Origin of the sequence: Flavobacterium praedii, assembly GCF_026810365.1 — a bacterium.
Classification (GTDB): domain Bacteria; phylum Bacteroidota; class Bacteroidia; order Flavobacteriales; family Flavobacteriaceae; genus Flavobacterium; species Flavobacterium praedii.
On the sequence record NZ_CP113948.1, the window covers coordinates 2,416,855 to 2,428,413 of the forward strand.

9 protein-coding genes are annotated in these 11,559 nt (G+C 33.1%); all 9 read right to left on the minus strand.

Features of this window, described 5'->3' with window-relative positions; genetic code table 11:
• Nucleotides 1-40: 40 nt before the first annotated feature.
• The 9 genes from OYT91_RS10465 to mraY all read right to left on the minus strand — a co-directional run bounded on the left by OYT91_RS10465 (nucleotide 41) and on the right by mraY (nucleotide 11,517).
• Complete coding sequence (locus OYT91_RS10465; protein ID WP_269221825.1) at nucleotides 41-490, minus strand: GatB/YqeY domain-containing protein; 450 nt, start codon at nucleotides 488-490, stop codon at nucleotides 41-43.
• A gap of 348 nt (nucleotides 491-838) precedes the next feature.
• The gene (ftsZ, locus tag OYT91_RS10470; RefSeq protein ID WP_281237916.1) at nucleotides 839-2,779 is read right to left on the minus strand and encodes a cell division protein FtsZ; all 1,941 of its coding nucleotides are present in this window, start codon (nucleotides 2,777-2,779) and stop codon (nucleotides 839-841) included.
• Nucleotides 2,780-2,868: 89 nt separating this feature from the next.
• A complete protein-coding gene (gene ftsA, locus OYT91_RS10475) occupies nucleotides 2,869-4,260 on the minus strand; it encodes a cell division protein FtsA (RefSeq protein ID WP_281237917.1) in 1,392 nt (463 codons plus the stop codon).
• A gap of 6 nt (nucleotides 4,261-4,266) precedes the next feature.
• Nucleotides 4,267-4,989, minus strand: coding sequence for a cell division protein FtsQ/DivIB (locus OYT91_RS10480; RefSeq protein WP_269221823.1), 723 nt, complete (start codon nucleotides 4,987-4,989; stop codon nucleotides 4,267-4,269).
• Complete coding sequence (gene murC / locus OYT91_RS10485; protein ID WP_281237918.1) at nucleotides 4,976-6,325, minus strand: UDP-N-acetylmuramate--L-alanine ligase; 1,350 nt, start codon at nucleotides 6,323-6,325, stop codon at nucleotides 4,976-4,978. Before murC ends, OYT91_RS10480 begins: the two co-directional genes overlap by 14 nt.
• Nucleotides 6,326-6,358: 33 nt before the next feature.
• Nucleotides 6,359-7,459, minus strand: coding sequence for an undecaprenyldiphospho-muramoylpentapeptide beta-N-acetylglucosaminyltransferase (murG, locus tag OYT91_RS10490; RefSeq protein WP_281237919.1), 1,101 nt, complete (start codon nucleotides 7,457-7,459; stop codon nucleotides 6,359-6,361).
• Between the two features lie 88 nt (nucleotides 7,460-7,547).
• Nucleotides 7,548-8,867 carry an FtsW/RodA/SpoVE family cell cycle protein gene (locus OYT91_RS10495; protein ID WP_281237920.1) on the minus strand — a complete coding sequence of 440 codons (1,320 nt, stop codon included), beginning with the start codon at nucleotides 8,865-8,867 and terminating at the stop codon, nucleotides 7,548-7,550.
• An 87-nt stretch (nucleotides 8,868-8,954) separates the two neighbouring features.
• On the minus strand, nucleotides 8,955-10,286 hold the full coding sequence (gene murD / locus OYT91_RS10500) for a UDP-N-acetylmuramoyl-L-alanine--D-glutamate ligase (protein ID WP_281237921.1): 1,332 nt from the start codon (nucleotides 10,284-10,286) through the stop codon (nucleotides 8,955-8,957).
• 1 nt (nucleotide 10,287) lies between these two features.
• Nucleotides 10,288-11,517, minus strand: a complete 1,230-nt coding sequence (gene mraY / locus OYT91_RS10505) for a phospho-N-acetylmuramoyl-pentapeptide-transferase (protein WP_281237922.1) — start codon at nucleotides 11,515-11,517, stop codon at nucleotides 10,288-10,290.
• Nucleotides 11,518-11,559: the final 42 nt, after the last annotated feature.

Consider the following 11,559-nt stretch of genomic DNA (forward strand, 5'->3'; position numbering starts at 1 on the left):
GCAGATTTTTGATTTAAAACCTGCAATCAATAACCATTTCTTAAGTCAATAATTTCTTCACAATAGTCGAAATGGTTTTTCCTTCAGCAGTTCCTCCAAGTTGAGCAGCTGCTAACCCCATTACTTTCCCCATTGATGCAATACCTGATGCACCTGTTTCAGCAATAATTTTCGCAATCACTACTTCTACTTCGGCTTCACTTAATTGTGCTGGCAAAAATTTTTCGATTACTGCTATTTGTGCCAATTCTGGTTCAGCTAAATCCAAACGATTTTGTTCTGTAAAAATTCTAGCACTTTCTTTACGAGTTTTAACTAATTTTTGAAGTAATTTAATCTCTTCATCAGCTGTTATTTCTTCTTTGGATCCTGAAGCTGTTTGCGCTAATAACATTTCGGATTTAATAGCTCTTAATGCTTCTAATGCTACTGTATCTTTGGCTCTCATGGCGGTTTTGATTTCGTCCATGATTTGTACTGATAAACTCATAATATATTTTAGATTTTAAATTGTTGAATTTAGATTCAAACTACAATCTGAATACTGCAATCTGAATACTTTTTTACTGCCCCAGATGGTAATGAAAAGCCTTTTTGGGAGAAACTAATTTTTTCTGGAACTAGAAAAGGGACTGATACCGATAGTTATCGGGACTTTCTTGTTCTAAGAAAAAATAGTTACGACAAAAAGCTTGTAATATACAGCTGGATAAGGCCCGACAAATTTAGAAAATTTTACTCGCAATAGCAACAACTAGTTTTAGCATTACAATCAAAAAGATAACCCGAAAATAGAATTAAATTTTCGGGTTATCTCAAAAAAAATGGCTTGAATTTATTAATCTACATTGTCATGCAAATAGGAGTTATTGGAACGTAACTGTAAATCATTATTACTGTCTGTTCCAACGGATATCCTTGAAGTTGCATTGTTAGAAGGTGAATTATTCAAATCGATACCAAATCTTTTGTAAGCTGGTTCTCTTTCTAATTCATCTACTCTTGAAACGCTATCATGAAACTTGTAATTGAAATCTTTCAATTTTCTTCTTCTCTCTTCTGCTCTGAATCTCAATGTTTCTTCGATTGTCATATCAACTGGAGAATTATTTTCTAAAACAGGTATCTCTGCTGGAGTAGCGGACACTTGCTTCATTGTAATATTCAATTCAGCTGGAATTACTTCTTCAATTACTTTGGCTGTAGGTTTACATTCTAACAATTCATTCTCTACTTCCATATATTCTTCAAGTGAGTATTTTATAATACCATTCTCAGATAATTCGGTTACAGGAACAAACTGAACGGGCTGAACTACATTTATCTCACGTGTTTCATTTGTCAATTCGAACAAGAAATTAGAATCTACTTTTGGCTGAACCGGCTCTGGAGTACTCAAAGGTAAATCAAAAGAAAATGAAACTTGTTCTTGTTTTTCCTCAAATCGAATTGACTCAGACCTCACTTCTCTAATTTGCTCTACTACAGGATTTGTTACTATAAAATCGATTTCTTTCATTGGAGAAACAATTTCGAAAGTAACATCTAAATTTTTAATAAATTCAGACATTCCAATTAATTCATCTTCGTTTATTGCTGCAACCACAGGTTCAGGAATCGTTATATCTTCAACTAGATCGAAAACTATTCTTTCCTCAGTATTAGAAACTGGTAATTCACTATTTAAATTAAATCCAGCAACAGTATTTTTGGTTAAATCAAAAACACCTTTTTGATCCTCTCCTAAAGTATGAATAATCTTTTTAGGCTCAACATTTACGATTTCATTTTGTTGTTCTACATTAAAACCAGTAGCTATAATTGTAATTGCAACGGCATCGCCTAGCGTTTCGTCTTCACCAACACCCATGATAATATTGGCATTAGAACCAGCTTCGAATTGAATATGCTCATTAATTTCGGCAATTTCGTCGATTGTAATTTCATTAGAACCAGAAACGATAAGCAACAATACGTTTTTGGCACCCGTTATTTTATTATCATTTAAAAGAGGTGAATCTAAAGCAGAAACAATTCCTTCTTTTGCTCTATTTTCTCCAGAAGAAACAGAAGATCCCATAATAGCAGTACCACTATTATACAATACTGTTTTGGCATCACGTAAATCGATATTTTGAGTGTAGTGATGTGTAATTACTTCGGCAATTCCTCTTGAGGCTGTTGCCAATACTTCATCTGCTTTAGAAAATCCAGCTTTGAAACCAAGATTTCCATACACTTCTCTTAATTTATTATTATTGATTACAATTAAAGAATCAACTTGTTTGCGTAATTTTTCTATACCAATTAAAGCTTGTTCTTGACGTACTTTACCTTCAAACAAGAACGGTAAGGTCACAATACCAACTGTAAGAATATCTCTTTCTTTTGCTAATTGAGCAATTACAGGCGCAGCACCAGTTCCTGTTCCACCACCCATTCCAGCAGTGATAAAAACCATTTTTGTATTTCTATCCAACATTTTTTCAATATCGGCAATACTTTCAATAGCAGATTGATGGCCTATGTCTGGATTTGCTCCAGCACCAAGACCTTCCGTTAAATTTACACCTAACTGAATTTTATTTGGCACAGCACTATTTTCTAATGCTTGCGAATCGGTATTACAGACGATGAAATCAACGCCTTTTATACCTTGTTTAAACATGTGGTTAATGGCATTGCTACCACCTCCACCTACTCCTATTACTTTGATTACATTTGATTGATTTTTTGGCAAATCAAATGATATACTTCCAAATTCAGTGTTGCTTGACATCGTATGGGTTTTTAATTTTTTTTATTTATCTATAACTACTCTAGGCTTGGGGCAAAAAGGAGGTTTGATAACTTATTCAATTCTTATTATTATTCTGCGTTGTCTAAAAAATCCTTTATTCTGTCTACATATTTATCAAAAAACGATCTTCTAATTTTGTTTTCAGTCGTTTCTTCTTTTATAGAATCTACCTGAAGTATTTTTTCAGGTTGCACATAAACTTCTTCTTGTAACTCTACTTTTGTTTCTACAATAGGCTCTCTGTAATATGCTACTTTTTCAGGGCTAAGTATCGCTTGCATTTTAACAGCACTTTGCGAGTTGTTTTCTATGCTATTCATAACCAATCCTACTGCTGTTGCATACAATGGACTTGAAATTTCTTCATCAGAATTACCCGCCAAATGCTCATTTGGGTAACCAATTCTTGTATCCATTCCCGTTATATATTCCACCAATTGCTTGATATGTTTCAATTGTGCGCCTCCTCCAGTAAGAACTATACCTGCAATTAATTTTTTACGTGGATCTTCATGCCCATAGGCTCTCACTTCGGTAAAAACTTGTTCAATTATCTCGACAACTCGTGCATTGATTATTTTTGAAAGATTCTTCAACGAAATTTCTTTCGGTTCTCTCCCTCTTAATCCAGGAATTGAAACTATTTCATTGTCTTTATTTTCACCTGGCCAAGCAGAACCAAATTTAACTTTCAATAACTCTGCTTGTTTCTCTATTATCGAACAACCTTCTTTTATATCATCAGTGATAACATTTCCTCCAAAAGGAATTACGGCAGTATGTCGAATTATGCCATCTTTAAAAATAGCCAAATCCGTAGTACCTCCTCCTATATCGATTAAGGCAACACCTGCTTCTTTCTCTTCCTGACTTAAAACTGCATCGGAAGATGCTAAAGGTTCTAATGTTAAGCCTGACAATTCAATACCTGAACTTTGAATACACCTACCTACGTTTCTGATAGACGCAGCTTGTCCTACGACAACATGAAAACTACTTTCAAGCCTTCCACCATACATCCCGATAGGTTCTTTAATATCGGACTGCCCATCAATTTTGAATTCTTGAGGCAAAACATGAATAATTTCTTCTCCTGGCAACATAGCCAATTTGTGAACTTGATTGATTAGCAAATCAATATCATTTCCTCCGATTACTTCTTCTGGATTACTTCTGCTGATGTAATCACTATGTTGAATACTTCGTATGTGCTGTCCTGCTATACCAACTACAACATCTTTTATTTTATAACCTGAATTATTCTCTGCTTCAAGAATTGCTTGTTGAATGGACTGTATTGTCTGAGTAATATTATTTACAACACCTCTTGACACACCCAAGCTTTTAGATTTACCAACACCTAAAATTTCAAGTTTTCCATATTCATTTTTTTTGCCAATCATGGCAACAATTTTAGTCGTCCCAATATCTAGACCTACTGCAATATTCTCTTTTTCCATTTTCTATTATTTTGTGCAAACTACTTGTTCCGTAAATCTGAGATCTATTTTTTTATATTTATACAAAGAACTATCCAAACTTACTTTTTGAAAAAAAGCTTTATAGTTTTGAAATTTTCGTTCTGCATTGATCGAACTACCAAAATCAATTTGATAATTATAATTTCTATTGAGCATTAATAAGCTACCATTAGGCATAATTTGTATACCAATGATGTTCTTTCTTAAAAACGCATCATCATAAATTATTTTAAATAATTTAAATAAATCTTTGTTGTTTTTCTTGTTTATCTCCCCAGAAACAAGTGGAACTCGAGCTGTAAAATTTGACGATAATGGCATGGTATTTCCTTCACTATCAACATAAAAAGAACCCTCATCATTAAAGACCCTAGCAATAGGTGTCTTTTGTTTTACAACTGCTTTTAAAACACCATCAATACTCACATACACATCTGCTTTCTCGATCATTTTTTGAGCATTTAATACTAGCTCCAATTTATTCAAATCTAACCTATCTTTTCTTATGGTTGTAACATTCGAATTATTTTCTATTAACAATTTATTAACCGTTTCGTTTTTTAAAAAAAGTGCGTTTTCACCTATAAAAACCACCTCTGTTTTGATCAATTTCCTTTTAGAATTTCGTTTGGATGTAAACGAAAAAAGAAAAATCACCAACACAAACATCAGTAATAATCTTATATTATTCCAATTAAAGACTTTCATACAATGCTTTTTTAATTGACGGTACCATTTCTCCTAAATCACCAGCTCCAATTGTAACAATCACACGAGCATCATTAGCCAAAATAGCGGGAATTAAATCCTCTTTACTAACTATTTTTTTATGTCCATTTGTCATTTTATTCATAAGCCATTGCGAAGTAACTCCTTCCATTGGTAATTCACGAGCCGGGTAAATATCCAACATAAATACTTCATCAAAAGCAGATAAACTTTTGGCAAAATTATCAGCAAAATCTCTAGTTCTACTGAATAAATGTGGTTGAAAAACAGCTAAAACCTTTTGTCCTGGATACAATTCACGAACCGCCTGATGTACAGCATTTATCTCGGTAGGATGATGCGCATAATCATCAATATACACTAAATTTTCTTCTTTTATTTGATAGGAGAAACGACGTCTTATCCCTTTGAACGAAACCAAAGCTCTGGCAATAACATCGGTTGGGGTGCCGTAAGTTATTGCCATTGCTAATGCCATCAAAGCATTCATTAAATTATGCTTACCTGGCAATCCGAAACGCAAATCTTTTATGAGTCCGTTTGGGGCTTTAACATCAAAAACATAACTACTGTTTTCTATTCTTACATTGAAAGCTTCAAAAACTGCTTCATCATTTACCGCACAAACTACCCCTTTTATTGGTAATTCGTTGGTAATAAAAAGGTTGCTTTTGTCTTCAATTTTATTAGCAAATTCTACAAATGAAGCTTCAATAGCATCACTAGTTCCATAAATATCCAAATGATCTGCATCCATAGAAGTGATACAGGCAATATCTGGATGTAAATGTAAAAATGAACGATCGAATTCATCCGCTTCAACAACTGTAACCGTTTTTCCGTTTCCTATTAAATTGGAATCATAATTCTCAACAATTCCGCCAATAAAAGCGGTTACATCAGCACCACTTTCATATAAAATATGTCCTAAAATACTAGAGGTCGTCGTTTTGCCATGCGTTCCTGCCACAGCAAAACAAAACGTATCTTTGGTGATAATACCTAAAACTTCCGCTCTCTTTTTTACTTGATAATCACGTTCCAAAAAATAATTCCACTCTGAGTGGGTCACAGGTACTGCTGGAGTAATAATCACTAAAGTATTTTCAATGTAGAAATCATTCGGAATACTCGCTATATTATCTTCAAAATGAATATCAATTCCGCTTTCTATCAACTCACTTGTCAGTATAGAAGGCGTTTTATCGTAACCCGAAACTTGTTTCCCAATGGCTTTGAAATACCGAGCCAAAGCACTCATTCCGATACCACCGATACCAATAAAATAGACGTTTTTAATTTGATTTAAATTCATTTTATCTTTATTTAGATTTTTACAACCTATTCTTTATTTTTTGCTTTTATCTATCAATTTAACAATTTCATCCACAATTTGAATCGTTGCATTTGGTTTTGCTAATTTCTTCATACTCTTGCCTAGAAACTGTTGTTTCCCAATATCTTTAATTAAAGATTCGAAAACGATCATAAAATCATCTTCCAACTGGGATTCTTTTAATAAAATAGCCCCTTTTTTATCAACTATAGCTTGAGCATTTTTAGTTTGATGATCTTCAGCCACGTTTGGTGATGGAATAAAAATAACCGGTTTAGCAACCAAACATAATTCTGAAACAGAAGAAGCTCCTGCACGAGAAATAATTATATCAGCAGCAGCATATACCAAATCCATTCTTTCTATAAAAGGAACAACTTGAACATTGTATTTATTGTACTTTTGATATTCATCAAAATAAAATTTACCACATTGCCAAATAATTTGAACATTTAAGAAAAGCAGATTATCTAGTTCTTTTTCAATCAATTGATTAATCCTTCTAGCACCAAGACTACCGCCTAAAATCAAAAGTGTCTTTTTGTTATTATCCAATTTAAAATATTGAATAGCTTCTGTACGTTTCGAAGAAATATCCATTAAATCCTGACGAACAGGATTTCCAGTTAGAATCATTTTTTCTCTAGGGAAAAATGATTCCAAATTATCATAAGCCACACAAATACAATTGGCTTTTTTACTTAATAATTTGTTGGTAATACCTGGATATGAATTTTGTTCTTGAATAACAGTTGGTATATTCATACTATTGGCCATCTTAAGCAATGGACCACTTGCAAAACCTCCAGTTCCAATGACAACGTCGGGTTTAAATTCTTTTAGAATTTTTCTTGACTCCCATAAACTATGGATTAATTTAAAAGGAAACATTGCATTCTGAATGGTTAATTTTCTTTGCAATCCAGCAATCCACAACCCTTTTATTTTGTAACCTGCCTGAGGCACTTTTTGCATTTCCATTTTGTCTTTGGCTCCAACAAACAAAATCTCTGAATCTGGAAATCGAAATTGCAATTCATTTGCTATGGCAATTGCAGGATAAATATGTCCTCCTGTACCTCCTCCACTTAAGATAAATTTATGCTTGGCCATTTTGAAAAATTTTATAAATTGATGCTTGTGTATAACTTTAAACTGTAAATAATTGTATTTTAAAAATAACTAAATCAAATAAATTCAGTTATTTCAAAACAGCATTCATTGGATTTGAAGAATTATCCGAAATCGAATAATCATTTATCTCAACATTATTTTTTTCATTTTTAAAATCAGATTCTTCAAGATTAGTTTCGATTTCTTTATCAATCAATCTTTGAAGTACTTCATCCCTTTTTTCTTTTTCTAATTTTTCTTGTGCAATTTCTTCTTCTTTTTTGGTAACGCTTAAAATTATTCCGAGTCCGAAACAAGTCATCCAAATGGAACTTCCCCCACTACTTATTAAAGGCAGTGTTTGTCCAGTAACGGGTAATAATTCAACGGCAACTGCCATATTAATCATTGCTTGAAAAATCATGGGAAAACCCAACCCTACAACCACTAATTTTCCAAAAAGAGTATTGGCTTTGTGCGATGCAACCACAAAACGAAATAACAAAAGTAAATACAAAACCAAAACCCCTACTCCACCTACAAGCCCATATTCCTCTACAATTATAGCATAAATAAAATCGGATGAAGATTGTGGCAAGAAATTTTTCTGTACGCTTTTACCTGGCCCTAAACCATAAATTTGACCTGAGGCAATCGCAATTTTGGCTTTTTCTATTTGATAATCATCTTCATCTGCTTTGTTACTTGTAAAATTTTCAATCCGGCTTCCCCAAGTTCCTACTCTGCTAAAAAATCTAGAATCAGGAAAAGCTTTAGCTATTAAAATAAAAAATGTCAAAAACAACATACCGGTTCCGACGATAAAAAAAATATACTTTATCGGGTATCTTCCTATAAAAACGATCATAATAACCATTGCAAAAATCAAAGCTGTGGTAGAAAAATTGGCTGGCAATATAAAGATCAAAGTAATAAATACCGGAAGCCATAACTCCCACAAAGAGGATTTAAAAGTAATAGGATTTTCTCTTGTCTTAGACAAATAACGAGCCACGAAAATAAACAAGATGATTGCGGCCACAGTTGAGGTTTGAAAAGATAAACCTATAAAAGGTATTTGAATCCAACGGCTGGCATTGGCTCCCGCAATTACAGTTCCTTTTACCAAAGTGTAGGCTAACAAAATCCAAACGATAGGTAAACCAACTTTTGAAATTGCTCGAAAATAGAGATACGGAATTTTATGAACCCAATAAATAATTAAAAAGCCAATACAGATATGTGCAAAATGCTTCACCAAATACCCCAAAGTATTTCCTGTACCATGACCGAGATAAGCTAGATTACTACTTGCACTAAAAACGGGCATAAAGGAAAATAGGCCCAATAAGGCCACGAATGACCAAATACCTTTATCCCCTTTTAGCTTGTTAATTAGTTCTTTCATGATATTTTTGTTTAAAGGTTTATTTTGTTTAAAGTATAAAGTTGAGTGACATCAACCTTAAACTTTTAACTGTTAAACTCTTTCCTTTTATAAATTCTTTACCGCTTGCTTGAATTGTCTTCCTCTATCTTCATAGCTTTCAAACAAATCAAAACTGGCACAAGCCGGTGACAATAATACTGTATCTCCTTTTTCAGATAAACGTTGAGCCATACGAACGGCTTCATTCATACTGTTTACTTCTACCATAATATCTACTACGTTCCCAAAAGCATCAATTATTTTTTTGTTATCCACACCTAAACAAATAATTGCTTTTACTTTTTCACGCACTAAAGACATTAATTCATGATAATCATTCCCTTTATCAACACCCCCTACTATCCAAACGGTAGGAGTATTCATACTGTCTAAAGCAAAGAATACAGAATTTACATTTGTAGCTTTAGAATCGTTTATGTATTGAACATTTTGAATCTTTAATACTTTTTCTAAGCGATGTTCTACTCCTTGAAAATTAGATAAACTTTCACGAATCGTTTCCTTTCTAATTTGCAAAATCTTTGCTACTGAAGTTGCTGCCATTGCATTTTTCAAATTATGTTTTCCTTCCAATGCGATGTATTCCGTGTCCATTGTAAACTCTTCTTGATTAATCCTTACTTCCATTTTATTATTTTTTATATAAGCTCCTTGTTTGAATTCGTCGGTTAACGAAAAAGGAATTAATTGGGCTTTCACTTTATTTTTACTTAACCATTCTAAAATGGCTTCATCATTTGCATCATAAATAAGGAAATCTTCCTCTGTTTGATTCATCGTTATTCGAAACTTAGACTCAATGTAATTTTGATATTTATATTCATATCGATCCAAATGATCCGGACTAATATTAGTTAAAATTGCAATATGTGGTTTATACGTTATAATACCATCCAACTGAAAACTACTCAACTCAATAACATAAAAATCAAAATCATTATCAGCAACTTGCCATGCAAAACTTTTACCAACATTTCCAGCTAAACCAACATTCAACCCAGCGGTTTTCAACAAATGGTACGTTAACATTGTTGTGGTTGTTTTACCATTACTTCCAGTTATCCCAATGGTAACTGCGTTTGTAAAAGGAGCTGCAAATTCAATTTCAGAAATTATCGAAATCCCTTTACTTTTTAACTGTTTGACTATTAGAGATTTATCTGGAATACCGGGACTTTTCATCACGATATCGGCATTCAAAACCAACTCTTCTGTATGTTTTCCCTCTTCCCAAGCAATTCCGTTAATAATAAGAACCTCTTTATAACTTTCTTTTATTTTTCCAAAATCAGAAACAAAAACATCATATCCTTTTTTCTTCCCAAGAATTGCAGTACCTACACCGCTTTCTCCTCCTCCTAATATCACTAGTCTCATATTATCTCAATTTCAGCGTTACAATTGACAATATGGCTAGCATAATAGCAACAACCCAAAATCGGGTAACTATCTTACTTTCATGATATCCTTTCTTTTGGTAATGATGATGCAAAGGAGACATTAAAAATATCCTTCGCCCTTCACCAAAGCGTTTTTTTGTATATTTAAAATAGGCCACTTGCAAGACAACAGAGAAATTTTCGACTAAAAATATTCCACACAATAGCGGAATTAATAATTCTTTACGAACGGCTATAGCCAAAACAGCAATGATTCCACCTATTGTTAAACTCCCTGTATCTCCCATAAAGACCGAAGCCGGATAGGAGTTGTACCAAAGAAAACCAATCAAAGCACCTAAAAATGAAGCAATAAAAACAGTCATCTCTCCAGAATTAGGTATATACATTATATTTAAATAATTAGAAAAAATAATATTCCCCGAGACGAAAGTAAAAATCGCTAATGCAAAAACCGAAACCGCAGAAGTTCCTGCAGCTAATCCATCAATACCATCCGTTAAATTTGCTCCATTTGAAACAGCAGTAATAATAAAAATTACAATTGGTATAAAAACTAGCCAAGCCCATTTTTCATAGCCTTCTCCAGTCCAAGCCAGCAATTCTGCATAATCAAACTCATTATTTTTGAAAAAAGGAATAGTAGTTGCTGTTGATTTTTCTTCTAAAGAAGCAGGATTAATTACAGCTTCTGTAGATTGTCTAAAAATATCTGCTTTCCCTGTGTCGGTTCTAACCGTAACAGCAGGACTGAAATACAAAACGGAGCCAACTATTAAGCCCAAACCAACTTGCCCAACAACTTTAAAAATACCTTTAAGGCCTTGTTTATCTTTCTTAAAAATTTTGATGTAATCATCTATAAAACCAATTGTACCCATCCACAAGGTGGTTACAATCAATAAAACGATATAAATATTATGAAGTTTTGCAAAAAGCAATACAGGTACTAGAGTAGCAAAAATGATAATTATACCCCCCATGGTTGGCGTACCCGCTTTTTCATTTTGACCTGCTAATCCTAATTCACGTACAGTTTCACCAACTTGCTGTCTACTCAAAAAACCAATAATGCGTTTTCCATAAATAGTAGACAATAATAATGACAACATCAATGCTAAGGATGATCTAAAAGTGATGTATTGAAAAACACCTGTTCCTGGCACATCCATTACTTTGTCTAAATATTGAAATAAGTAGTATAGCATATCTCTTTGTTTATTTGGTTAATCGTTAATTTGTTTAATCGT

Coding starts and splice junctions, on each gene's coding strand:
- OYT91_RS10465 (WP_269221825.1), bottom strand. CDS start 490: ATGAGTTTATCAGTACAAATCATGGACGAAATCAAAACCGCCATGAGA.
- ftsZ (WP_281237916.1), bottom strand. CDS start 2,779: ATGTCAAGCAACACTGAATTTGGAAGTATATCATTTGATTTGCCAAAA.
- ftsA (WP_281237917.1), bottom strand. CDS start 4,260: ATGGAAAAAGAGAATATTGCAGTAGGTCTAGATATTGGGACGACTAAA.
- OYT91_RS10480 (WP_269221823.1), bottom strand. CDS start 4,989: ATGAAAGTCTTTAATTGGAATAATATAAGATTATTACTGATGTTTGTG.
- murC (WP_281237918.1), bottom strand. CDS start 6,325: ATGAATTTAAATCAAATTAAAAACGTCTATTTTATTGGTATCGGTGGT.
- murG (WP_281237919.1), bottom strand. CDS start 7,459: ATGGCCAAGCATAAATTTATCTTAAGTGGAGGAGGTACAGGAGGACAT.
- OYT91_RS10495 (WP_281237920.1), bottom strand. CDS start 8,867: ATGAAAGAACTAATTAACAAGCTAAAAGGGGATAAAGGTATTTGGTCA.
- murD (WP_281237921.1), bottom strand. CDS start 10,286: ATGAGACTAGTGATATTAGGAGGAGGAGAAAGCGGTGTAGGTACTGCA.
- mraY (WP_281237922.1), bottom strand. CDS start 11,517: ATGCTATACTACTTATTTCAATATTTAGACAAAGTAATGGATGTGCCA.